At 68.5% G+C, this 21,462-nt stretch carries 18 protein-coding genes, 1 tRNA gene and 2 pseudogenes; 12 read left to right on the top strand and 9 right to left on the bottom strand.

The window, feature by feature from the left end; translation table 11 throughout:
• Position 1: 1 nt before the first annotated feature.
• The 3 genes from ACZ4V1_RS14690 to ACZ4V1_RS14680 are packed head-to-tail and all read right to left on the bottom strand — an operon-like array spanning position 2 to position 3,075.
• On the bottom strand, positions 2-970 hold the full coding sequence (locus ACZ4V1_RS14690; protein ID WP_468334624.1) for an ATP-binding cassette domain-containing protein: 969 nt from the start codon (positions 968-970) through the stop codon (positions 2-4).
• A gap of 6 nt (positions 971-976) precedes the next feature.
• Positions 977-2,053, bottom strand: coding sequence for an ABC transporter permease (locus ACZ4V1_RS14685; RefSeq protein ID WP_468334621.1), 1,077 nt, complete (start codon positions 2,051-2,053; stop codon positions 977-979).
• Complete coding sequence (locus ACZ4V1_RS14680; protein ID WP_468334618.1) at positions 2,053-3,075, bottom strand: sugar ABC transporter substrate-binding protein; 1,023 nt, start codon at positions 3,073-3,075, stop codon at positions 2,053-2,055. Before ACZ4V1_RS14680 ends, ACZ4V1_RS14685 begins: the two co-directional genes overlap by 1 nt.
• A gap of 234 nt (positions 3,076-3,309) precedes the next feature.
• On the opposite strand from ACZ4V1_RS14680, the gene iolC reads away from it, so the two are divergent.
• Genes iolC through ACZ4V1_RS14655 form a run of 5 tightly spaced genes read left to right on the top strand, consistent with a single transcriptional unit; the run spans position 3,310 to position 8,812 of the window.
• A complete protein-coding gene (gene iolC / locus ACZ4V1_RS14675) occupies positions 3,310-4,272 on the top strand; it encodes a 5-dehydro-2-deoxygluconokinase (protein WP_468334615.1) in 963 nt (320 codons plus the stop codon).
• A gap of 13 nt (positions 4,273-4,285) precedes the next feature.
• Positions 4,286-5,173 carry a Cgl0159 family (beta/alpha)8-fold protein gene (locus ACZ4V1_RS14670; RefSeq protein WP_468334612.1) on the top strand — a complete coding sequence of 296 codons (888 nt, stop codon included), beginning with the start codon at positions 4,286-4,288 and terminating at the stop codon, positions 5,171-5,173.
• A 32-nt stretch (positions 5,174-5,205) separates the two neighbouring features.
• Entirely contained in the window at positions 5,206-6,123 is a 918-nt protein-coding gene (gene iolB, locus ACZ4V1_RS14665; RefSeq protein ID WP_468334609.1) for a 5-deoxy-glucuronate isomerase, read from the top strand.
• Complete coding sequence (gene iolD, locus ACZ4V1_RS14660; RefSeq protein WP_468334606.1) at positions 6,120-7,994, top strand: 3D-(3,5/4)-trihydroxycyclohexane-1,2-dione acylhydrolase (decyclizing); 1,875 nt, start codon at positions 6,120-6,122, stop codon at positions 7,992-7,994. The genes iolB and iolD overlap by 4 nt, the downstream gene beginning before the upstream one ends.
• Positions 7,995-8,026: 32 nt before the next feature.
• Positions 8,027-8,812, top strand: a complete 786-nt coding sequence (locus ACZ4V1_RS14655; protein ID WP_468334603.1) for a GntR family transcriptional regulator — start codon at positions 8,027-8,029, stop codon at positions 8,810-8,812.
• A gap of 30 nt (positions 8,813-8,842) precedes the next feature.
• Here ACZ4V1_RS14655 and ACZ4V1_RS14650 read toward each other — a convergent pair whose 3' ends face one another.
• The 5 genes and pseudogenes from ACZ4V1_RS14650 to ACZ4V1_RS14630 form a co-directional block, all read right to left on the bottom strand.
• Complete coding sequence (locus tag ACZ4V1_RS14650; protein ID WP_468334600.1) at positions 8,843-9,829, bottom strand: aldo/keto reductase; 987 nt, start codon at positions 9,827-9,829, stop codon at positions 8,843-8,845.
• A gap of 122 nt (positions 9,830-9,951) precedes the next feature.
• Positions 9,952-10,165 (bottom strand): annotated as a pseudogene (locus tag ACZ4V1_RS14645) (NUDIX domain-containing protein); the annotation flags it as partial.
• An 11-nt stretch (positions 10,166-10,176) separates the two neighbouring features.
• Positions 10,177-10,689: a hypothetical protein gene (locus ACZ4V1_RS14640; RefSeq protein WP_468334597.1), complete on the bottom strand. Its 513-nt coding sequence runs from the start codon at positions 10,687-10,689 to the stop codon at positions 10,177-10,179.
• Positions 10,689-11,603 (bottom strand): hypothetical protein, encoded by a 915-nt coding sequence (locus tag ACZ4V1_RS14635; RefSeq protein ID WP_468334595.1) that lies wholly within the window; start codon positions 11,601-11,603, stop codon positions 10,689-10,691. The genes ACZ4V1_RS14640 and ACZ4V1_RS14635 overlap by 1 nt, the downstream gene beginning before the upstream one ends.
• Positions 11,604-11,738: 135 nt before the next feature.
• Positions 11,739-12,119: a phosphopantetheine-binding protein gene (locus ACZ4V1_RS14630; RefSeq protein WP_468334592.1), complete on the bottom strand. Its 381-nt coding sequence runs from the start codon at positions 12,117-12,119 to the stop codon at positions 11,739-11,741.
• A 273-nt stretch (positions 12,120-12,392) separates the two neighbouring features.
• Between ACZ4V1_RS14630 and ACZ4V1_RS14625 the strand changes: the two are divergent.
• The 6 genes and pseudogenes from ACZ4V1_RS14625 to ACZ4V1_RS14600 all read left to right on the top strand — a co-directional run.
• Positions 12,393-12,668 (top strand): annotated as a pseudogene (locus ACZ4V1_RS14625) (acyl-CoA dehydrogenase family protein); the annotation flags it as partial.
• A 33-nt stretch (positions 12,669-12,701) separates the two neighbouring features.
• Entirely contained in the window at positions 12,702-13,565 is an 864-nt protein-coding gene (locus ACZ4V1_RS14620) for an acyl-CoA dehydrogenase family protein (RefSeq protein ID WP_468334855.1), read from the top strand.
• Positions 13,566-13,693: 128 nt separating this feature from the next.
• Complete coding sequence (locus ACZ4V1_RS14615; RefSeq protein ID WP_468334589.1) at positions 13,694-15,295, top strand: amino acid adenylation domain-containing protein; 1,602 nt, start codon at positions 13,694-13,696, stop codon at positions 15,293-15,295.
• A 79-nt stretch (positions 15,296-15,374) separates the two neighbouring features.
• Positions 15,375-17,165 (top strand): ABC transporter ATP-binding protein, encoded by a 1,791-nt coding sequence (locus ACZ4V1_RS14610; protein ID WP_468334586.1) that lies wholly within the window; start codon positions 15,375-15,377, stop codon positions 17,163-17,165.
• On the top strand, positions 17,162-18,967 hold the full coding sequence (locus ACZ4V1_RS14605) for an ABC transporter ATP-binding protein (RefSeq protein WP_468334583.1): 1,806 nt from the start codon (positions 17,162-17,164) through the stop codon (positions 18,965-18,967). The genes ACZ4V1_RS14610 and ACZ4V1_RS14605 overlap by 4 nt, the downstream gene beginning before the upstream one ends.
• Positions 18,968-18,990: 23 nt before the next feature.
• Positions 18,991-20,667 carry a condensation domain-containing protein gene (locus ACZ4V1_RS14600; protein ID WP_468334580.1) on the top strand — a complete coding sequence of 559 codons (1,677 nt, stop codon included), beginning with the start codon at positions 18,991-18,993 and terminating at the stop codon, positions 20,665-20,667.
• A gap of 79 nt (positions 20,668-20,746) precedes the next feature.
• On the opposite strand, the gene ACZ4V1_RS14595 is transcribed toward ACZ4V1_RS14600, so the two are convergent.
• Positions 20,747-20,820, bottom strand: a tRNA-Pro gene (locus ACZ4V1_RS14595).
• A gap of 100 nt (positions 20,821-20,920) precedes the next feature.
• Between ACZ4V1_RS14595 and ACZ4V1_RS14590 the strand changes: the two genes are divergently transcribed.
• Entirely contained in the window at positions 20,921-21,460 is a 540-nt protein-coding gene (locus ACZ4V1_RS14590) for a DUF309 domain-containing protein (RefSeq protein ID WP_468334577.1), read from the top strand.
• The last annotated feature ends 2 nt before the right edge of the window (positions 21,461-21,462 follow it).

Below are 21,462 nucleotides of genomic sequence, written 5' to 3'. Positions count from 1 at the left end.
GTCAGACCTTCCCTTCGGCGGTGCCGGGCTCGGCGGTTTCCGGCCCGGCCGCGTCGGAAGCGGCGGTGTCGGCCTCCGCGGGGCCGGGCGCGGGGGCCTCCGGCCCCTCCCCCGGGAGCGCCTCCACGTCCACTCCGCCGACCTGGGCCAGTTCGTGCTTGAGGGCGGCGAGTTCGGCGCCGCCGGCCATGTGGTTGGTGAGTTCCTCGAGGGTGATGTCGGCGCGGGCGGCGCTGAGTTCGAGGGTGCCCAGGCGCAGCACGCTGAAGTGGTCGCCGACCATGTAGGCGTGGTGGGGGTTGTGGGTGATGAAGATGACGCCGAGGCCGCGTTCACGGGCGGCGGCGACGTACTTGAGGACCACGCCGGACTGCTTGACGCCGAGGGCGGCGGTGGGCTCGTCGAGGATGAGGACACGGGCGCCGAAGTAGACGGCGCGGGCGATGGCGACGCATTGGCGCTGGCCGCCGGAGAGGGTGCCGATGGGCTGTTCCAGGTCGTCCAGGACGATGCCCATGTTGCGCAGTTCCTCGTCGGCGGTCCGCTTCATGCGGGCGATGTCGAGGCGGCGCACGGGCCAGGGGCCCCGGGTCATCTCGGAGCCGAGGAAGAAGTTGCGCCACACCGGCATCAGGGGCACGGTGGCGAGGTCCTGGTAGACGGTGGCGATGCCGCGGGCGAGGGCGTCGCGGGGGGTGGTGAAGCGCACGGGCTCGCCGTCGACGAGGACCTCGCCCTCGGTGTGCTGGTGCAGCCCGGAGATGATTTTGATGAGGGTGGACTTGCCGGCGCCGTTGTCGCCGAGGACGCAGGTCACCCGGCCGGGGTGGACCGTCAGGTCGACGCCGTGCAGGGCGCGGATGTTGCCGTAGGCCTTGCCCGCGCGGCGCAGTTGGACGATCGGCCGGTCGGTCTCGGGCACGGTGTCCTCGAGGACGGCCCCGTGGACGCCGGCGGTCTTGCTGGTCATTTCCGATCACCTCCGGGTCGCCGCGCGGCGGACCCACAGATTGATGAGGACGGCGCCGAGGAGCATCACGCCGAGGAAGGCCTTGAACCAGTCCGGGTTCCAGCCGGCGAAGACGATGCCCTGGTTCACCATGCCGAACATGAAGGCGCCGAAGACCGGGCCGATGGCGGAGCCGTAGCCGCCGGTGAGCAGACAGCCGCCGATGACGGCGGCGGCGATGTAGATCAGTTCCTGGCCGACGCCCTCGCCGGACTGCACGGTGTTGAAGGAGAACAGCTGGTGCATGCCGACGAACCAGGCGCCGAAGCCGACCAGCATGAACAGTGTGATCTTGGTGAAGGCGACGGGAACGCCGACCGCGCGGGCGCTGTCCTTGTTGCCGCCGACCGCGAAGATCCAGTTGCCGTACTTGGTGCGCAGCAGCACCCAGGTGGCGAGGGCGGCGAAGACGAGCCACCACACGACCGTGATCTTCACCTGGACGCCGCCGACGTCGAAGGACGAGGCGAAGAGGGCCTTGGCCTGGTCGAAGCCGTCCATGTCGCTGATGTCGTCGGTGGCGACGTTGCCGGTGACCAGCTTGGTGACGGCGAGGTTGACGCCCTGGAGGATCAGGAAGGTGCCGAGCGTCACCAGGAAGCTCGGCAGGCCGGTCTTCATCAGCACCCAGCCGTTGAACGCGCCGACGCAGAGGGAGACGGCGAGGGCGACGATCACGCCCACCCAGATGTTCATGGTCAGCTGGTAGCTGAGCATGCTGGCGGTGAGCGCGGAGGTGATCACGGCGACACCGGCGGACAGGTCGAACTCGCCGCCGATCATCAGCAGGGCGACGGGCAGCGCCATGATGCCGATGGTGGACGACTGGTACAGGACCGTCGCCATGGAGCCGCCCTCGCGAAGCGAGGGGGCGGCGATCAGGAAGAAGACGAACACGGCGACGGCGCCGAGGAAGACCCCGACCTCGGGCCGGGCGAGCAGGCGCAGCGCCAGCGAGCGCTGCCGGGTCCGTCCGTCGGTCTGCCCGGCGCCGGGGGCCGGCGGTGGGGTCACCGCCGGCTCGGCCTGTTGGGTCGTACTCATCACCGGGTGCCCTTCGAGGCGAACTCGGCGACGGCCTTCACGTTGGTCTTGTCGACGAAGGCCGGGCCGGTCAGCACCGGCTGCTCACCGCCGCCGCTGTAATTGCCGTTGTTCTTGTAGAGCCACATGCCGTCGACCGCCAGGTAGCCCTGGAGGTAGGGCTGCTGGTCGACGGCGAACTCGATGTCGCCCTTCTCGATGGCGCCGGTCAGTTCCTTGTTGAGGTCGAAGGTGGCGATCTTCGCCTCGCTGCCGGTCTCGTCCACCGACTGCACGGCGGTCATGGCGAACGGGGCGCCGAGCGTGACGAGGCGGTCGATGTCGCCGTCCTGCTTGAGCTTGGCGGTGACGGTCGACTTCACCGAGGGCATGTCGGTGCCGTTGACGTAGAGGTTCTCGATGGAGCCCTCGAAGGTCTTCTTCACGCCGTCGCAGCGCTGGGTCAGACCGACGTTGCCCTGCTCGTGGATCACGCAGACGGCCTTCTTGGCGCCGTCCTCGTTCAGCCGCTTGCCGAGCGCCTCGCCGGCCACGGTCTCGTCCTGCCCGAAGAACGACATCAGGCCGAGCTTCTTCCAGTCCGCCAGGCCGGAGTTGAGGCCGACGACGGGTATGCCCGCCTTCTCGGCCTTGCCGAGGACGCTGCGCAGGGCGTCCGGCTTGGCCAGGGTCACGGCGATGCCGTCGACCTTCTGGTCGATCGCGTTCTGCACCAGGTTGGCCTGGTTGCCGGCGTTGGGGTCGGCGGAGTAGACGAGCTTGATGTTGTCCTTGGCGGCGGCGGCCTCCGCGCCCTTGCGGACGATGTCCCAGAAGGTGTCGCCGGGTGCCTGGTGGGTGACCAGGGCGACGGTCATGCGGGGGGTGTTCGCCTTGCCCGCGGAGGCGCCCGAGTCCCCCTCGTCGTCGGCCTTCTTGCCCCCGGAGCCGCTGGAGCAGCCGGCGAGGGTCAGGGCCGCGGCGGCGGCGAGGGCCACGGCGGGGGCGAATCTGCGGGAGCGGGCGTGCGAAGAGCGGTCCATCTTTCCTGCACCTCACTGTGCGACTGTGCGACGGGAAGCCGTGTGCCAGACCGGAGAAGAACGGCAGTTGCGCTGGGACCGGATACAAGTCCTTGGGACGCCCGCTGTCAATACTTTGTCAAGACATCATTTCACAAGCAGGTCCGAATGTAAGTACAAAGTATTGACATGGTCGGCCAGGAGTCATACACCTGGGAGGCGGCAGGCCCCCGCCCAGCCCGAGGAGCGTCGCACATGGACGAGTCAGTCCCGCATTTCGATCTGATCACGATGGGCCGCATCGGGGTCGATCTCTATCCCCTACAGACGGGTGTACCCCTGGCGGAGGTTGAGACCTTCGGCAAATTTCTCGGCGGTTCGGCCGCCAACGTGGCGGTCGCCGCCGCGCGTCTCGGCCGCCCCACGGCCGTCATCACCCGCACGGGTGACGACCCGTTCGGCGGCTATCTGCACCAGGCGCTGAAGGGGTTCGGTGTCGACGACCGCTGGGTCACCCCGGTCGCCGCGTACCCGACTCCCGTCACCTTCTGCGAGATCCTCCCGCCGGACGACTTCCCGCTGTACTTCTACCGCCACCCCAAGGCCCCCGACCTGGAGATCCATCCGGAGGAGCTGGACCTCGACGCGATCCGCGCGGCCGCCGTCTTCTGGATCACCGGCACCGGGCTGAGCGAGGAGCCGAGCCGCACGGCGACCCTGGCCGCCCTCGCCCACCGCGCCAAGGCCGGCACCACGGTCTTCGACCTCGACTGGCGCCCCATGTTCTGGGCCGACCCCGACCAGGCCCGCCCGTACTACGCGCAGGCGCTGCGGCACGCGACCGTCGCGGTCGGCAACGTCGACGAGTGCGAGATCGCCACGGGCGTACGCGAGCCGCACGCCTGCGCCGAGGCACTGCTGGCGGCCGGCGTGGAGCTGGCCGTCGTCAAGCAGGGCCCGAAGGGCGTCCTCGCCGTGCACCGCGACGGCCGGACCGCCGAGGTGGAGCCGGTGCCGGTACAGGTGGTCAACGGCCTCGGCGCGGGCGACGCGTTCGGCGGCTCGCTCTGCCACGGTCTGCTCTCCGGCTGGGACCTGGAGCGGACCATGCGGTACGCCAACGCGGCCGGCGCCCTCGTCGCCTCCCGCCTCGCCTGTTCCTCCGCGATGCCCACCGTGGCGGAGGTCGACGACCTCCTCGCGCGAGCCACTCCCTGAACGGAGCTTCGTCTTGTCTCTCAGCATCCCCGACCTCACCGCCGTCAGAGCCCGGCACCCGGAGGCGATCGCTCAGGCGGCGGCCCGCCGGGTACGCCGGCCGCTGATCGGCGACTCGGGCCGCCTGATGATCGTGGCCGCCGATCACCCGGCGCGCGGCTCGCTCGGCGTCGGCGACCGCCGGCTCGCCATGGCCAACCGGGCCGACCTGCTGGAACGCCTGTGCACCGCGCTGTCGCGGCCCGGCGTCGACGGGGTGCTCGCCACCGCCGACGTACTGGAGGACCTGCTGCTGCTCGGGGTGCTGGAGAACAAGGTCGTCATGGGCTCGATGAACCGCGGCGGCCTCGCGGGCGCCGCCTTCGAGATGGACGACCGGTTCACCGGCCACCGCGCCGAGGACATCGCCCGCCTGCGCTTCGACGCGGGCAAGCTGCTGCTGCGCATCGACTACGACGACCCGGGTTCGCTGGCGACGATGGAGTCCACCGCCCGCGCGGTCGACGCCATGGCCGCGCACGAACTGCCCGTGTTCGTCGAGCCGTTCATCTCCCGCCGCGTCGAGGGCCGGGTCCGCAACGACCTGTCCGCCGATGCCGTCACCCGGTCCGTGGCCATCGCCTCGGGCCTGGGCGGCACCTCCGCCTACACCTGGCTGAAACTGCCCGTCACCCACGACCCGGACGACATGGGCGAGGTGCTGGAGACCTCCACCCTGCCCGCCGTCCTGCTCGGCGGTGACATAGGAGGCTCCCCCGCGGACCAGGCCGCCGCCTACGAACGCTGGCGCAAGGCGCTGCGGCTGCCCACCGTGCAGGGCATGGTCGTCGGCCGCTCGCTGCTCTACCCGGCGCAGGGCAGCGTGGAGCAGGCGGTGGACACGGCCGTCGGACTGCTGTGACCAACGAGGAGACGACGAGAGGGGACGAGGAGATGACGTACCACCTTCCGGCGGGCAAGGCGGCGAGCGGCGCCTTCGCCGTGGACGTGACGCCCGAGAAGGCCGGCTGGGGCTACTCCAGTCTGCGCGTTCTGCACCTGCCGCCCGGTGGCGGCCACGCCTTCGACAGCGGCGACAGCGAGTGGATCGTCCTCCCGCTCAGCGGCGGCTGCACCGTCGCCACCGCCGACGACTTCGGCCAGGAGACCTTCGAACTCGCCGGCCGCGACAGCGTGTTCAGCGGCGTCAGCGACTTCGCGTACGTGCCCCGCGACTCCCGCACCACCGTGACCTCCCACGGCGGCGGCCGTTTCGCCCTCACCGGCGCCCGCTGCACCCGCCGCCTGCCCGCCCGCTACGGTCCGGCGTCGTCGGTGCCGGTGGAGCTGCGCGGCACCGGGAACTGCTCGCGGCAGGTCAACAACTTCGGCGCCGCGGCCCCCACCGAAGACGCCGACGCACAGGGCTTCGAGTGCGACAAGCTCATCGCGGTCGAGGTCATCACCCCGGGCGGCAACTGGTCCTCCTTCCCACCGCACAAGCACGACGAGCACCGCCCGGGCGAGGAGTCGGTGCTGGAGGAGATCTACTACTTCGAGTTCGCGGACCACGACGGCGCCCCCGGCCTCGGCTACCAGCGGGTCTCCCCGTCCGGGCAGGGACGGGGCACGGACGTGCTGGCCGAGGTGCGCGACGGTGACGTGGTCCTCATCCCCGACGGCTGGCACGGGCCGTCGATGGCCGTCCCCGGTCACCACATGTACTACCTGAACGTCATGGCGGGCCCGGAGGCCGAACGCGCCTGGCTGATCTGCGACCACCCCGAGCACGCCTGGATCCGCGACACCTGGCCCGGGCAACCGGTCGACCCCCGGCTCCCCCTCTACACCGCACCGGAGAGGTCCGCATGAGCGCCGCCGCCACCCGCCGGCTGACCACCGCCCAGGCACTGGTACGCTTCCTGGCCGCCCAGTACGCCGAGCGCGACGGCGTACGGCACCGTCTCATCGCGGGCACCTGGGGCATCTTCGGCCACGGCAACGTGGCCGGCCTCGGCCAGGCCCTCGTCGAGTACGCCGATGTCATGCCGTACCACCAGGGACGCAACGAACAGGCGATGGTCCACGCCGCCGTCGGCCACGCCCGCCAGCTCAACCGCCTGTCCACGCAGGCGGTGACGACGTCCATCGGCCCCGGCGCCACCAACCTGGTCACCGGCGCCGCCCTCGCCACGATCAACCGCCTGCCGGTCCTGCTGCTGCCCGGCGACTACTTCGCCTCGCACGCCGCCGACCCGCTGCTCCAGCAGCTGGAGCACCCGGTCGAGGCGGACGTGTCCGTCAACGACACCCTGCGCCCCGTCTCCCGCTACTTCGACCGCATCACCCGCCCGGAGGCCCTCATCGCCTCCGCGCTCCAGGCGATGCGCGTACTGACCGATCCGGCCGAGACCGGCGCGGTCACCCTCGCGCTCCCCCAGGACGTGCAGGCCGAGGCGTACGACTGGCCGGAGGAGTTCTTCGCCGACCGCGTCTGGCGGGTACGGCGCCCGGCGCCCGACCCGGTGGAACTGACCGAGGCGGTGCGCGCGATCCGCGCGGCCGGGCGCCCGCTGATCGTCGCGGGCGGCGGCGTTCACCACAGCGAGGCGGAAGGGGCCCTGAAAGCCCTGGTGGACGCCACCGGCATCCCCGTCGCCGCCACCCAGGCCGGCAAGGGCGCGCTGCGGCACGACCACCCGGCCGACCTCGGCGGCATCGGCCACACCGGCACCGCCGTCAGCGACGACCTCGCCCGCACCGCCGACCTGGTGATCGGCGTCGGAACCCGGTACACGGACTTCACCACGGCCTCCGGCACCCTCTTCCAGCACCCGGACGTCCGCTTCCTGAACCTCAACATCACCGCCTTCGACGCCCACAAGCTCGCCGCCCGCACGCTGGTATGCGACGCGCGGGCGGGGCTCACGGCGCTGACCGAGGCGCTGTCCGGCCACCGCGTGGACGCGTCGTACGAGGCCGAGTACCGCGTCGGCAAGGCCCGCTGGGACGAGACGGTGGAAGCCGCCTACCGCGCCGACGACGACAGCGCCGTGCCGACCCAGACACAGGTGCTGGGTGCGCTCGACGCGGTCGTCGGCGACGCGGACGTGGTGATCAACGCGGCCGGCTCGCTCCCCGGCGACCTGCACAAACTCTGGCGGGCCCGCTCGCCTCGCCAGTACCACCTGGAATACGGCTACTCCTGCATGGGCTATGAGATCCCGGCCGCGCTCGGCGTCCAGCAGGCCGCGCCCGGCACGAGCGTGTGGGCGCTGGTCGGTGACGGCACCTATCTGATGAACCCGACCGAGATCGTCACCGCCGTCCAGGAGAACCTGCCGGTCAAGCTGGTCCTGGTGCAGAACCACGGCTACGCGTCCATCGGCGGCCTGTCCGAGTCGGTGGGCGCCGAGCGCTTCGGCACCGACTACCGCCACCGCGCCGCCGACGGCACCTTCACCGGTGCCCCGCTCCCCGTCGACCTCGCCGCCAACGCGGCCAGCCTCGGCATGGAGGTACTGCGCGCCAAGACGGTGCGCGAGCTGCGCGAGGCGCTGGCGACGGCCCGCGCGGCGACCCGCCCCACATGTGTCCACGTCGAGACCGCCCCGGCGGCGGCCGCTCCCCCGGCGGCGGCCTGGTGGGACGTGCCGGTGGCCGAGGTGTCCGCACGCGAGGCCGCCACCGGCGCCCGAGCGGAGTACGAACGCGCCGTCGCCGACCGCCGCCGCCACCTCTGACACCTCGCCACCTACGCAAGGGAGGTACGTCCATGGCGAAGACCGGCGGCCCCGCACGTGCCGTGACCGACCCCGCGCTCAGCACCCTGGACTTCGCCCTGGACCGGGCCAGTCCGGTGCCGTTGTACTACCAGCTCGCCCAGCAGTTGGAGGCGGCGATCGAGCACGGCGTCCTCGCCCCGGGAAACCTGCTGGGCAACGAGGTGGACCTCTCCGTCCGCCTCGGCCTGTCCCGGCCGACCGTCCGCCAGGCCATCCAGTCCCTGGTCGACAAGGGGCTCCTGGTCCGGCGGCGCGGAGTCGGCACGCAGGTCGTGCACAGCCAGGTCAAGCGCCCGCTGGAGCTCAGCAGTCTCTACGACGACCTGGAGGCGGCGGGGCAGGGGCCCACCACGCGCGTGATCCGCAACGAGAGTGTTCCCGCCTCCGCCGACGTCGCGGCGGCCCTCGGCATCGCGGAGGGCGGCGAGGTCGACGTCCTGGAGCGGCTGCGCCTCACCCACGGCCAGCCGGTGGCGATGCTGTGCAACTACCTGCCGACGTCCCTGCTCGACCTGGACAGCGCCCGGCTGGAGTCGACCGGCCTGTACCGGATGATGCGCGCGTCCGGCATCACCCTGCACAGCGCCCGCCAGACCGTGGGCGCCCGCTCGGCCACCCGCGAGGAGGCGAACCGCCTGGACGAGAGGGAGGGCGCCGCGCTGCTGACCATGCAGCGCACGGCGTACGACGACACCGGGCGGCCGGTCGAGTACGGGACGCACGTATACCGCGCGTCCCGGTACGCGTTCGACTTCCAGCTGCTGGTCAGGGGTTAGGTGCCGGGCCGGGCCAGTGCTTTTCCCGGGTCAGTGGACCGTGTCCAGGCGGGCCCGCTGGTCCGGGGCGAGGTCCAGGTCCACGGCGGCCAGGTTCTCCTCCAGCTGCGCCACCGACGACGCGCCCGCCAGTGGGACGATCGGCAGTTCCGCGCCGATCTGCCAGGCCAGGACCACCTGGTTGACGCTCGCGCCGGTCTCCCGGGCGATGTCGCGGAGCACGGCGAGCCGGGCCGGGGTGCCCGGGTGGTCGTAGTCCGGGGGCAGCGGCTTGTCCTCGCGGACGTAGGCGCCGGCGAGCAGGGGCGAGTAGGCGACCAGGGTCAGGGCGGGTTCGGCCCGCAGGTAGCCGAGCAGTTCGGGGCCGGCGTGGCCGAGGCTGCCGTCCGGGGAGAAGTCGCCGGGCACGTCGAAGCGGGGCCGGAGGTGGCTGTGCTGGTACTGGAGCACCTCGTAGCCGGGCAGTCCGGCCGCGGCGGACAGGGCGCGGGCCCGCTCCACCCGCCACATCGCCTGGTTGCTGACACCGAGCAGTCCGGCGGTACCCTCCGCGACCAGTTCGCCGAACCCCTCGACGGTCTCGCGCTGGGGCACGGTGTGGTCGTCGATGTGCGCGTACAGCAGGTCCAGTTTGTCGACGCCGAGCCGATCCCGGCTGCGCTCGGCGGCCTCGCGGATCGTCTTGGCCGACAGGCCCTCGGGGTTGTCGGTGTAGCTGGTGCCGGGGGCCAGGGGGCGGGCGCCGAGCTTGGTGGCGATGACGATCTCGTCGCCGATGCCGCGGCTGCGCCGCCAGCGGCCGAGGAGTTCCTCGCTCTGGCCGCCCTGGCCGCCGTCGGTCCAGAAGGCGTAGTTGTCGGACGTGTCGATGAAGTTACCGCCGGCCTCGACATAGCGGTCGAGGACGGCGAAGGAGGTCTTCTCGTCGGTCAGCGAGCCGAACAGCATCGCGCCCAGCGCGAGCACGCTCACCTCGCGGCGGTGGGCCGGGTCGGTGCCGATGGTGCGGTACTTCATGGTTTTCCTCCCCATTCGCACCCGGTCGTCCGGGCACGAGAGGGAGTCTTCAGTTTGAAGCGCACTCCAAGTCAAGCGTCTTCGGTGCGGGCGTCCCGGCGTCGGCGATCTCGCCGGTTCGGGACGCGTTCGGTGATCGAGCCGGGGCTCGTGTAGACGTCGAAGACGTGCCGGACGACCTCGCCGACGGTGTGCCCGGTCTCCTCGACGACCTCGCGCCGCACGCGTCCTCGGGGTGTTCCTCCTCGTGGTCGGGCAGCCCGCCGGGGGTCTCGGTCAGCATGCCGTCGGGGTGGCCGTCGACGTAGGCGGGAGGCGGAACTGACGGGTGAGCAGCCGCCGGCACCTCACGGACGGTCCGGACTCCTGCTGCCGATTCCTCTGAGTTTGCGCCACTTGACTATGGACGCGGACAGGCGCGTCGACTGCCGCGAACCAGACGGGCTCCGCAGGAGTGGCACCGTCCAGGGAAGAAGACCCCGCACCCAGGCATCGCATTCCCGAACCGCGGCCATGGCCGCCTCAGCGCTCTCCTTCCCCGCATCCGCGACAAGTGGCAGGGATCGGTACGCCTCTGCGACGACAGAAGGATCGCCGGCGAGTCGCAGCTGCATCTCGGATTCCGTCCCCGTGGAGATGCCGGCTCCTCTGTAGGTGCAGTCGGCCAGCGTTCTGAGCGTCAGCGTGCATGAGGCCACGCACGTCGGCCAGTCCTCGGCGGCATAGGCCGCTTCGATATCGGTGAGGCTGGACTGCACTTCGAATCCGTAGAGCCATGTCATGTCGGCACCACGTGTCAGCAGCCAGTCGAAGTCCACGCCTTCGTCCCAGGCCGCCCGTGCGGGAGTGGCTTCGTCCATCAGCCCAGCGCCTTTCCGAGTGCGTCGTCGTCAACCGAGATATCGCATTCCGCTCGGCGCAGAGCCGTCAGGACCCGGGCCGCGCCCGCCCTTTCCACCGCCTCGTGTACGCTTCCGGTCACCTCATGCTCTGTGTTCAACAGGCGGCCGTGACGATTCAGCAGCCAATTCTCCCCGCCCAACGAGACGGGCTGAGAGCCTACCGCGACAGTCAGGTGCGTCAGATTCCACACATCGGCCGGTCGTCGCAGCCGGCAACGGTCGGCGACCGACCGGAACGAAGCCTCGTCATTCACCTCGACCGGATCGGCAAGGTCCAGACGCCGGACCCTGGCCGGCAGCCATTTGCTGTTGCTCGTCACATCGCCGGCGGCACGGCACCGCAGCTCAAGCAGCCGACGGGACGCGTCCCGCCACAAGTACTCTCTGGCGGAGAGGGGTTCGGGCGCGGCATCGGCCAACTGCGCGAGGGCAACGGCGAGGATCAACTCGTCGTACGCTCTGCGTATCAGCAGAGGCAGCAGAACCGACGCCTCGTCGGCGGTGAAGATTTCCCGCTGATCTTCCTTCACGGGAATCGCGTGCAGCCAACGGGAGAGGGTTTTCCACCCCACAACGGGCTCCAGCGGCTCAACCAGGGGAATATGCCCGACCCCGATGTCCGCGAGAGCACGCCCTTGGTTCTGAGCAACGATGCGTGTCACCCAGTCAGCCGGGTAGCACTCGATGTCCACGATCACATCCTGGACGAAGTGCAGGAACGGCCCGGTCTTGTCGGATATCCCGTCGCGCAGGACGTGTATGTCGACATCGCTGCCAGCGTTTCCGAGTCCTGAAGCCAAGGAAGCCACGAGGTAGGCGCTTCCCTGGGACAGATCCGTAGCCACAGCCCGTTCCAGGTCGGCGACAGTCATGCCTACGACGCCGAGACAGGTGTCCGCGTTCTCGCCGAGCCTCCGCACGGAAACGCTTCTGGTCAACGCGGATGACACGGTTTCACGCCTCGGGTGGGTGCTCACAGTTTCCTGCCTTCCGTCCTCCCGGCCCCGTCACGGGGAATCCTCCGGCGCGCCGGACGCTTCGCGGACCTGCCGAACCGCTGCCGCGATCTCGGCAGCGGACTCAAACGCCTCTCTGGTCAGGAGTTCGTCGGGGAAGACGACGTCGAAGGCGTCCTCTATCGCCACCATGACCGTCACACTCCCCAGGGAGTCCATCCCCGCGTCCCAGAGGTTCGAGTCGCTGTGGAGCAGTTCCATGCCGGCGACGTCCGAGAGAGCCGAACGAACTACCTCCAGAACGGCGCTGTCACTGAGTGGCGACTGTTCCGTATCCACTGCACTGCCATCCCATCTTGACCAGTTCTGTCTGACTGAGAATGAATTGTCGGAATCATCGAACTGTCCGTCGAATCGCTTCGACAAGATCACCGAATGAAGTGGAACTGTTCTCGCTGCTGGAACGGGCAGGTGGGAACGGGTAGTTGGGAGCGAACGAGCCCCACATCGGCACAACGCCGACTGATGGCAGAAAATCCTGCCCCACCGGTCCGATGCAGCGCAACACCAGCGCATCACCGTTGTCCTTCTTCCTCTGACGACACCAACTCGCTTTGGAACACGGTGCCTTGACGGCAGTGCGAGCAGCGTCCTACGGTCGCCACCTGGGCCAGGCGAAGCGCTTCGATTGCCTAGCCGGAGCCGATGAAGTCTCGATCGTGGACCAGCGAAGTGGGTCAGGCATTGGACGAGTTCCGCCAAGCGGTTCGAACAGCCGAGAAGCATGCCTCCGATGTGGACCGCGACGCGCGCTTTCCGGACGAGGCGATATCCGAGCTGCGGTCTCTGGGACTTATGAGTGCCATCGCCCCGAGGGATTACGGAGGTGCTGCTCTCGGAGCCACGGACATGATCCGTATCGCTCGGAGACTTGCCAGGGCATGCGCGTCAACGGCGTTGGTCTGGTCGATGCATCAAGGACAGCTGGCTTCCTTGTGCCGGTTCTCGGGAGGCGTGGCCCGCCTCGAGGAGATGGCCCGCACCGCCGTCGGCGAGCAGTGGCTCATCGCGTCGGCCACCAGTGAGACGGGCTCTGGCGGCAACCTGCGCAGTAGCGAAACCGCTCTGGAAGACCTCTCGGAGGAACCGGCCCGCGTTCGCCTCGTCAAGCACGCGCCCACCGTGTCCTACGGGGCCGAAGCGGATCTGATCCTGGTGACGGCGCGCCGCGGTGCCGACGGCGCACCGAGCGATCAGGTCCTCGCCGCGGTCCTGCCGGAACAGGCGCGGCTGACGCGGACGTCGGAGTGGAACCCCATGGGCATGCGAGGTACGAGCAGCCCGGGTTTCCGTATCGAGGCGGCCATCCCCCGGGACCAGGTCCTGCCGGTCGCGTTCGGGGACATCGCGGCAGGCGCGATGATCCCGCTCACCCAGCTTCTGTGGGCGGCCGTGTGGACGGGCCTGGCGGCTGAAGCCCTTGACCGCTCCGTACGCCTGACCCGTCGGCGGCTGACCGGCGGAACCGGAGGCAAGTCACCCGCGGCGCTGGCTGAGGCCAGATGGCGTTTGGCGGCCCTCGAGGCGCTCCTGGAGGAGACGGCGGCTCAGACGGAGAAGGTTCTCTCGGAACAGGTCCGGCCGACCGTCGGACTGACGGTCCGGGTCAACTCACTCAAAGTCGCCGCCTCGGAGACGGCCATGGAAATAGCCCTTCTGGCTCTCCGCACCTGTGGCATGGCGGGCTACACGGAGTCAGGTTCGTTCTCTGTCGCAAGGATCATCCGTGATCTCTCCTCTTCCTTGGTGATGATTGGGAACGATCGGATCCTCAACACCACCGCTCAGATGCTTCTCATGGAACGTCAGGAAGCCTGATGACATCACCGTGGCCGGACAGGCACGCCGCGGGGCCGTTCTGTTCGAGGGATCGGAGCTGAACCATGGGGGGTCCGGGTCAGCGGGGACCGGGGAACGGGACAGCGTGGTTGGCACCTCTCACTCTCGTGCCGAAGGGCGTTGAGCAGGCCGCGGGCAGTGCGCTGACAAATCCGGCGGACCTCAGAACCTCCGACCGGATCGTGGATCTGGTGAGGGAGCAAGCCCAACTCGGCCCGGAGCACGCCGCCGTGATCGAAGGTGCGGCCACCGTCACCTACCGGGATCTCGTCAGCCGCGTCGACGAAGTACGTGAAATGCTGCGGGGCGGGGGATGCGGTGACCGACAGGTCGTCGCCTGCACCGGCCCGAGGTCGGCTGCGACTCCCGCGCTCTTCTTGGCGCTCGAGGATCTGGGTGCCGTGTACCTCCCTGTCGATCCCGCCTGGCCGGAGGCGCGCGTCGCCGATGTGCTGAGCCGCAGCGGATGCACCCATGTGGCCGACTACACCAAGGGAATTGAGCGACTGGAGGTCACGGCGGTAGGCGGCAAGCCGAACAGACCGGCCCGGACACCGCTCGGAGAGGCCCCTCCCGCCTACGTGATCTTCACCTCGGGGACGACGGGGTCACCCAAAGGCGCGACCGTGGAGCACCCCGGTATGCGCAACCATCTGTGGGCCAAGATCAAGGATCTCGGCATCACGTCCACCGACCGAATCGCCTTCACCGCGCCGCTCGTCTTCGGCATATCGATCTGGCAGATGCTCACTCCACTGATGGTCGGAGCGACCGCCGTAGTGGCGGCCGAAGAGGACGTGCTGTTCCCGTCACGTCTGCTTCGGCACCTTCTTCGGCACCACATCAGTATCGTCGAACTGGTCCCGACTGCCATAGGCATGCTGTTGGACCAGCTCCGCCGACAGTCACCACAGGGCGCTCTGCCTGAACTCCGATGGCTCATCTCCACGGGCGAGGAACTGACTCCCGGACTGGCCGGCCGGGCGCTGCGGAACCTGCCTCACGTCTCTTTGCTCAACGCGTACGGCCAGACCGAATGCTCCGACGACGTCACGCATCACGTGGTGACCATGCCGGACACAGCACTGCCGCGCATCCCAGTGGGCACCCCGATCGCGAACGCGGTGATCCACGTCCTGGTCCACGAGAGGGAATCGGATACCTGGCGGGCCGCCCACCCGGGCGAGAACGGGGAGATCTTCGTTGGCGGCATCCCCGTCGGAAGCGGATACCTCGGCGACACCACCGCCATGCGGAGAGCCTTCCATCTGGACTCGATCGATCCGCACTCCCCGACCGGGAGGCTGTACCGGACTGGGGACCTCGGCCGAATCGAGCACGGCTGCCTGCGCTACTTGGGCCGGTCCGACCGGCAGGTGAAGGTCACCGGTGTGCGCCTCGAACTCGACGAGATCGAAGCGGTGCTCAGCCGCCATCCGGCACTGGACCACTGCGCTGTCGTCCTGTCGTCGACCGATACCACCCAGCCCAGACTCGTCGCATATGTCGTCCCCCGCTCTCCGGTCACCTCGGCGGAGCTGGAGAACTTTGTCGCGCGGGCACTTCCGGCGGCAGCGGTTCCCAGACAGTGGCGGCTGCTGGAACGGATCCCGGTGAACCCCAACGGCAAGACCGACTACCGCGCGCTCACCACTCCGGTGCGGACGGAACTCGGCGGGGGTCGGATTGCGGGCGATGGTGGAGCATAGGGAGAACCGGGTAAGAGTACGCGATCGTGTGCGGTTGCTCTGCCTGCTGCGGAAAGCAGGTGGGCCGGTAGTCGCGGCGGTGATCGTACTTGAGATCCTCAGCGGTGCGCTCCCCGCGCTCGGGGCGCTCTCGCTGGCCTGGGTCGTGTCCCGTGTCTCCGAGCCGACACACGCGCCTTTGCTGGCGGCGATCGGCCCGGCGTTGGCCGGTTACGCCTGCGTCCTGATGCTCTCCCACGCGTTGGAGGCGCTCAACGCTCCTCTGCAGTACCTGGCCAAATCACGGATCGACGGGAGCCGGCGCACAGACGTCATCCGGCTGACGGCCGCGTGCCAGACGATCGAAGTCCTCGAGGATCCTGACGTCCGAGAGCTTGTGAGGCTCGCCAAGGCCGAGCCGGGGAACTGGACCGAGCGCACCCCTGGCGACGGTGCCCTGGCCCAGACACGCATGTGCGCGGAAGTCCTGGGTCTGGCCGCGTCCTGCAGCGTCCTGGCCATGTACGCCTGGTGGCTGATTCCCGTGGTCGCCATACCGTCTGCGGCGGTTCAGGCACTTCAGAGCAGGCATGGCGTCGAGTTCATGCGGCAGTGGCGCAGCGGCATCCGGGACGGAATGCGCGCGGACGTCTGGTCCAAGATGCTGGCCGAGCCATCCTTGGGGAAGGAAGTCCGGATATTCGGCTTCGCCGGTATGGCCGCCGGCCGGATGCGGCGCCACATACTCAGGATGTTCGAGCCGGTCTGGGCCGTAGGGGTGCGCAACCTGCGTGAGCAGTGGGTGAAATTCTGGCTCGTGGGAGGCGGTCTGGGCATCTGCTTCGTGGTCGTGGCCCGCGAAGCGTCGGAGGGGAGGATCTCCATTTCCCTGGCGAGCGCTCTTCTGATGGCCGCGTGGGGGGCGTACCAGTCCATTGCGGGCTACGACGCGCGCGCGATCGTAGGAGCGCTCCCCGGAGAGCACGCCTGGGCGACGCTGCGGCAGAAGCTGGGTGCGGTCACGCCGATCCCGGACGGAGGTTCACCCCACCGGGAGAATGTCTCCGAGAGTTCCGTGGTTCCCTGCGTGCGTTTCGAGGGAGTGAGCTTCCGGTACCCGGGCACCTCGGCGTCGGTGCTCGACGAACTCAGCCTGGAGGTCCGGCCAGGCGAGCTGCTGGCCGTCGTGGGAGCGAACGGCGCGGGAAAGTCCACCCTCATCAAGCTGTTGTCGGGGCTCTACCGTCCGACCAGCGGACGGATCACCGCTGACGGAACCGACATCTGGCAGACGGGGATCGGGCGGTGGCGGCGACGCATCACCGTGGTGTTCCAGGAGTTCGCCAAGTACCACCTCTCGCTGGCGGCCAACATCTCCCTGACCGCCGATACCGGAACGGAACAGCACCGGGTCGCGCTGTCCGAGGCCGTCGAACAGGCTGGACTCTCCGATGTCGTCGCCCGGATGCCGGACGGTCTGGATACGCCGCTGGCGCGCACTCGCTCAGGGGGCGTCGACCTGTCGGGAGGCCAGTGGCAGCAGGTGATCCTGGCGCGCGCACTGTACGCGGTCCGTGCCGGGGCACGTCTGCTGGTACTGGACGAGCCGACCGCACACCTGGACGTTCGCAGTGAGTCCGAGCTCTTCGAGCGGCTGGCCCGGCAGAAGGGCGACCTCAGCGTGGTGCTGATCTCGCATCGCCTGTCCACCGTTCGCGCGGCCGACCGCATCGTCCTGATCGACGGGGGCCGGATCAGTGAGTGCGGAACACACGATGAACTGATGGCCCTGAACGGTCAGTACGCGCACATGTTCACCATCCAGGCCGAGCGCTTCGGCACCAACTCCGGTGAACAACTGGAGGATTCCAGCGAGGCGGCCTTCAATTGAAACGCTACCTCTCCGTCTGGGCAGCCCTTCTGCGCTTGTCATGGCGCCTGGAGCCACGGCTGACCAGCGCGATGTTCGCCACCCTCACCCTCAACGTGTTCGCAGTGGCCGGTGTCGCGTTGGCGCTTCGCGCCATCGTCGACAACAGCATGCACAGCCGCACGGAGGCAGCCGTACTCGGTGCGGTGGGAGCCGCTGTGGCCTACGGCCTGATGAGCGTTGTCGGCGGGCTCCTCGGGAACTTGCGTGTACTGCTGGTCGAGAGGGTCGGCATGACCGACCTCCAGGAGCAGATCCAGCTGGACATCGCCACCATCGACGGTCTGGAGCATCTGGAGAGCTCCCGCTATCTCGACCGGGTGACCGTGGTCGGAGGGGCGGCCTGGGGACTCACCGACGGTCTGTGGGCGGCGATCACCACGGTGTTCACCCTGCTGCAGCTCGGCGTTTCGCTCGTGGTCCTGGGGCAGGTCAGCCCTTGGCTGGGAGCGCTGCTCGCCGTTGCCGCCGCTCCCATCTGGTTCGGCCAGAAGGGAGAGAGCGTCGTACGTGCGGCAGAGACCTCGTCAGCGGAGCAGTACCGCTTGCAGGAGCACCTGTTCGACCTCGCGACCTCCGCCGGGGAGGGGAAGGAGATACGCGTGGCGTGCGTCTCCGAGCAGCTCGCGCGGCTGCAGGCCGACGCCTGGCGTACCGCTACCGGCACTCGGGTCCGGGCGCGACTGCGTGCGGCCCTGTGGCGGTTCAGCGGGTGGTGCGTTTTCAGTACCGCCTTCGTCGCCGGTCTGGCTCTGGTAACCCAGCAGGCACAGCGAGGCGACCGCGGCATCGGCGATATCGTCCTCATGATCACGATTGCTGCCAGTCTTCGGCAGTCCGTGCAGACCGCGGTCTCCCGAGCAAGTGACTCCGCCGGCGCGGGCCGCCTGATCGACCCTTATCTGTGGCTACGGGACTACGCCGCCGGCAGCCGGGACGGCCGCGGTGATGCCGTGATCGCTCCCGACCGCCTGACCGAAGGAATTCACCTCGAACAGGTCACCTACACCTACCCAGGAACTACGGCGGCCGCTCTGGACGAGGTGAGCCTCCATATCCCTCCCGGAAGCGTTGTGGCCGTGGTCGGTGAGTATGGGTCCGGCAAGACGACACTCATAAAAATGCTCGCGAAATTCTATCAGCCGGATACTGGCAAGGTGTGCGTGGACGGCACTCCTCTCACAGAGATGGACACCGATTCCTGGCGGACGCGTCTGGCGTGCGCATTCCAGGACTTCGGCCGTTTTCACGTCACCGCCCGAGAACTTGTCGGTCTCGGGGACCCTGCGTTCCTCGACGACGACGAACGTGTGCTCGCGGCTGTCCGCACCGCGGAGGCTCATGACATCTTCGACCGGATGCCCGACGGCCTCGACACTCAGCTCGGGCGCGAACTCGGAGGTATACAGCTCTCCGAGGGCCAGTGGCAAAGGACAGCCCTCGCCCGGGCCTCGATGCGTCGCCGTCCCCTGCTGTTCATCCTTGACGAGCCGACAGCCTCGCTGGACGCGTTCAGCGAGCACTCCATCTTCAAAAGCTACATGAGCCGGGCCCGCGCGCTGGCGGCTGAAACCGGTGCGATCACCATGATCGTGTCTCACCGTTTCTCGACTGTGACCGGGGCCGACCTCATCGTCGTTCTGCACCAGGGAAAGCTGGCAGAAGTCGGCAGCCATAGGGAGTTGCTGGCCAACGGAGGCCGTTACGCCGACCTGTATGCCATACAGGGCAATGCATACGCCGGCACGCATCCGAAAAACTGAACAAAGAGAACTGGGGGTGGAGAATGGCGAAACAAGATCCGGGCGTCATAGTGCGCAGTGGACCACTCGTCGGCGCTCAGGAATTCGAATGGTGGAAGCTCCTGCGGGGCATCAGCACGAACGTGGTTTCGCAGGTGGAACCTCCTGCCGGTACCACTCGCCAGACGGCGATATCGCTTCTCCACCAGGCCCTGGATCCCTTCGAGTCACTTCGGACTTCCTTTGCCTTCGACCAGGGAGGCCGACCGCTACAGGTCGTTCACTCCGTACGGGACTTCGAGGTATGCGAACGGGACGCAGGGGAGGGAGCCGGTGCGGAACTCACCGAGGAACTGGGCCACACGGTGTTTACCGTTGACGACGCCATACTGACGCGTGTCGGCATGGTGGTGGACGGGCCACACGTGCTCCGCGTCGTCCTGTCGGTAAGCCACGCCCTCATAGACGGGCGCGGCGCTCAGGTACTCCGAGCAAGGCTCAACAGTGTGTTCGCGGGCCAAGGGAAGGATCTCACCACGGCTGAAGCCGCCCCGCACCCTGTCGACTCGGCTACTTCCGAGCGCTCTGGTCCGCTTTCTCGCATGCGGAATGCGTCCATGCGCTTCTGGGAAAAGGAAATCGAAAGGATACCCAACAGGCTCTTCGCTCCGCACCGCGGCGGGTTTATAGAGCATTACCACTCGGAATATGATTCTTATGCGGCCAAGCCGGCCCTTGTTCTGGCAGGGCGTAGATTTCAAACCAGCCCGGCAATAATCTACACGTCGGCAATCGTCGCACTCGCTGCCCTGATCTCGGGAAGCAGCACGACCATCGTGCGTACTCACCTGGCCGGCCGCACTCCCGAGGAGAGCAACTCGGTCGGCTGTTATCACCAGATACTCCCCCTCACTGTCGAAACCGGTGACCAGCCCAGCCTGAGCCAGATCGTTGAACGCGTGATGTCCAAGACCTTCCGCGTCCAGAGCCGATATCGGGTCGGGTATCTCGATCTCCAGGAAGCCGTCAGACGTGAGGAGAACGCGAGAGGGGCTTCCTTCGCCGAAGGCATCACGGTGAATTTTGACTACGGGGTGCCCGTCCGGCAGTTGAACTCTGACAGCAGCGTACTCACCGCTGAGCTGAGCTCGTCCCGAGAGCGCGAGCTTCTGATGGGAGCGGGCGAGAGTAAAACTGACCTGAGAGGGCTGGATGCATACCTTTTGACACGTCTGGGAAGCACGACGTTGCATGTTTTCGGAACTTTCAACAATCTCACTCTGAGCACGGAGCAGATGCGTTGCCTGCTGACGGGACCGGAGCAGTTGCTCACGCGACTTCTTTCCGGAGGGGACGTCTCCTGGGACGCGATGCAGAGGATGTTCGGGGAACGAATCTGCGTGAACGACAACCCCGACCTCGGCCGCAGAGGCTTGGACGCGTTTTCCGTCAGGCAGACCACTGAGGCGTTGACCTGTCATCCCGACGTCGCAAGGGCGGTTCTCCAGATGGACGAGAACTCCGGGTCCCCTTCACTCGTCGCGCATATCGAGACCCAGGCCCAGGCGTCTCACCTCACCCCTGAGGACCTCCGCGCGCATGTTCTGGAGAAGTTGTCGCCTGCCCACCCCGTCGTCTGTCCGGACCGGTTCATCATCAACAGGGTCACAGGAGCCGAAGCGGCAACAGAGGCCGGCGGCGAGGTCGCGCAGACCGGCTGAGGGCGGGCAAGTCGTTACTGAAAACAAGGGCCGGTTCCGGATGCCTCCGAAACCGGCCCTCACCTGCGACTCATACGAGTCGGGACGACAGGATTTGAACCTGCGACCCCTTGACCCCCAGTCAAGTGCGCTACCAAGCTGCGCCACGTCCCGGTGTGCTCACACACGGCGAACCGCGCGATCACGCGGACAGTACTTTACCCCACACCCCGGGCCACGCCTAAGCGGGCACGGAAGGGGGACAATCGGTCCCATGGACAGCCCTGCCGACAGCCCCATGGACAGCGCGGCCTCGAACCGGCCGGTGGACGCGCGGGACCGCGACGACGAGGGACGGGCGCGCAACGCCCGGCCGCGGGACGGGCTCGGCCGCCCGCTGCCGTACGGCGCGGACGGCGTCCCCCGCCAGCCGGAGGGTGTCGTACGGGCACCCGAGGAGACGGTCGCCGAGGCGCAGCGCCTGCTGGACGCGGGGCAGCCGTTCCACGCGCACGAGGTGTTCGAGGACGCCTGGAAGTCGGGCCCCGAGGAGGAGCGGGAGCTCTGGCGCGGGATGGCCCAGCTCGCCGTGGGACTGACACACGCGGCCCGAGGAAACGTGACGGGCGGCGCCAGACTGCTGCGGCGTGGGGCCGGGGCGGTGACGGAGTGGGCGGCTTCGGCGTCCGGACGGGGACGGCCGTACGGCATGGACCCGGGGCGGGTCGCCGAGTGGGCCCGGGAACTGGCGCGGGACGTGGAGAACGACGGGCCGGTGGACGCGAGGGCTCGGGCGCCCCGGCTGCGAGGCTGACG

It is taken from the genome of Streptomyces sp. NPDC028991 (assembly GCF_055564775.1).
Note: the sequence above shows the minus strand (reverse complement) of the source record. Positions and strands in the feature narration are given on the sequence as shown.

Coding starts and splice junctions, on each gene's coding strand:
- ACZ4V1_RS14690 (WP_468334624.1), bottom strand. CDS start 970: ATGACCAGCAAGACCGCCGGCGTCCACGGGGCCGTCCTCGAGGACACC.
- ACZ4V1_RS14685 (WP_468334621.1), bottom strand. CDS start 2,053: ATGAGTACGACCCAACAGGCCGAGCCGGCGGTGACCCCACCGCCGGCC.
- ACZ4V1_RS14680 (WP_468334618.1), bottom strand. CDS start 3,075: ATGGACCGCTCTTCGCACGCCCGCTCCCGCAGATTCGCCCCCGCCGTG.
- iolC (WP_468334615.1), top strand. CDS start 3,310: ATGGACGAGTCAGTCCCGCATTTCGATCTGATCACGATGGGCCGCATC.
- iolB (WP_468334609.1), top strand. CDS start 5,206: ATGACGTACCACCTTCCGGCGGGCAAGGCGGCGAGCGGCGCCTTCGCC.
- iolD (WP_468334606.1), top strand. CDS start 6,120: ATGAGCGCCGCCGCCACCCGCCGGCTGACCACCGCCCAGGCACTGGTA.
- ACZ4V1_RS14655 (WP_468334603.1), top strand. CDS start 8,027: ATGGCGAAGACCGGCGGCCCCGCACGTGCCGTGACCGACCCCGCGCTC.
- ACZ4V1_RS14650 (WP_468334600.1), bottom strand. CDS start 9,829: ATGAAGTACCGCACCATCGGCACCGACCCGGCCCACCGCCGCGAGGTG.
- ACZ4V1_RS14640 (WP_468334597.1), bottom strand. CDS start 10,689: ATGGACGAAGCCACTCCCGCACGGGCGGCCTGGGACGAAGGCGTGGAC.
- ACZ4V1_RS14635 (WP_468334595.1), bottom strand. CDS start 11,603: ATGACTGTCGCCGACCTGGAACGGGCTGTGGCTACGGATCTGTCCCAG.
- ACZ4V1_RS14600 (WP_468334580.1), top strand. CDS start 18,991: ATGGCGAAACAAGATCCGGGCGTCATAGTGCGCAGTGGACCACTCGTC.
- ACZ4V1_RS14590 (WP_468334577.1), top strand. CDS start 20,921: ATGGACAGCCCTGCCGACAGCCCCATGGACAGCGCGGCCTCGAACCGG.